The sequence below is a fragment of the Bacillus sp. P4_D3 genome (genome assembly GCF_056401855.1).
The window spans coordinates 1-1,345 of record NZ_JBFUIN010000789.1; the positions used below are offsets into that span (position 1 = coordinate 1).

Consider the following 1,345-nt stretch of genomic DNA (forward strand, 5'->3'; position numbering starts at 1 on the left):
CAATAAGGAAATAGAATGTTTTATGATGTTACAGTCAAGAATAATAAAGATGAACTACATGCTACGATTGAATATTATCAAAATGGTAAAAAAGTGAAAGAGATTGCTAACATAGCTTCATCACATTTTTTAAAAAATAAAATAAGGCTTTCTTTCATACCACCATATTTCCAATTTGATAAAGATGTACAAGAAAAAGGTCAATGGTACATTAATATCGAAGGTGGTTCAACACTTGTTCCTGCAGTAGCTCCTCCAAGCATAAATAGTTCTGCAACCACTACAATTCAATCTACTAAAAACGTAAAATACAATCAAAAAACGATTTTAGCCGCTGTAATAAAAACAAGTAAAGATACTTTAAGTGTTCCTACAATTGATGAAGAACCAGGCATTGAGTTACTCTTAAAAGAAAACGAACACGTTTATCTATTTAGTATCGAGCTAAAAAAAGAACAATAAAGAGGAAAGGCAACTCAAATGCCTTTCCTCTTTATTTTTTAACAAGGTGTACTTTTATATATATAAATTAAATCGCTTTTTCGTCACGATTACTACTCGTCCTTCTCATCTCCTATTTCTATTCGTTTCTTCTCTCTTGCAATTTTCAAAAACTCTAACAACTCTGGATTGTTATTCATTTTTTTATAAGCCACTGACATTTCTGCAACAAAATTAGAATCACATAACTCTTTATATACAACTTCTGTTTTATACAATTTATTTGCGGATACAGGTATTACTGTAATTCCAATACCTGCTGCTACAAGCCCCATGACAGTTTGATACTCCGTTGCTTCTTGTACAATATGCGGACTAAAACCTACATCGCGGCAAAGCGATAAAATTGTATCGTATAACGCTGGCCATACTGGTCTCGTAATAAATACGAAAGGTTCATCCCTTAAATCTTCGATATGTATTTCGTCCTTTTCAGCAAGTGGATGTGCCTTCGGTAAACATAACGTACACGAAAGTTTTTGAATTGGTTCTAACTCAAGTAATTGCGTTGGAATTGGCGGACGTAAAAATCCAATATCAATTCGATTATCATGAAGTGCATGCACCTGATCCGGTGTTGACAATTCATGTAATGCAACAGACACTCTTGGAAATTTCTTTCTATACTCCCTGACGATTGACGGTAAAATATCATATATCGCCGCACCTACAAAACCAATTGAAAGTGATCCCACTTCTCCCCTTTGAGCACTTTGTGCGACTTCTACTGCTTTTTCAATTTGTTCAAACGCTTTTTTTACTTCTTTTAAAAACATTTCTCCCGCTTCTGTTAATTYAACCTTTCTCTTCGTTCTTGAAAATAACATAACTTCCATTTCTTTTT

At 33.6% G+C, this 1,345-nt stretch carries 1 protein-coding gene and 1 pseudogene; one reads left to right on the forward strand and one right to left on the reverse strand.

Features of this window, described 5'->3' with window-relative positions:
• Window positions 1–6: 6 nt before the first annotated feature.
• Window positions 7–462: pseudogene (locus AC1DTM_RS26715) on the forward strand (histidine kinase); the annotation flags it as partial.
• 92 nt (window positions 463–554) lie between these two features.
• On the opposite strand, the gene AC1DTM_RS26720 reads toward AC1DTM_RS26715, so the two are convergent.
• The coding region (locus AC1DTM_RS26720) for a LysR substrate-binding domain-containing protein (protein WP_477001306.1) at window positions 555–1,345 on the reverse strand (791 nt) is incomplete at its 5' end.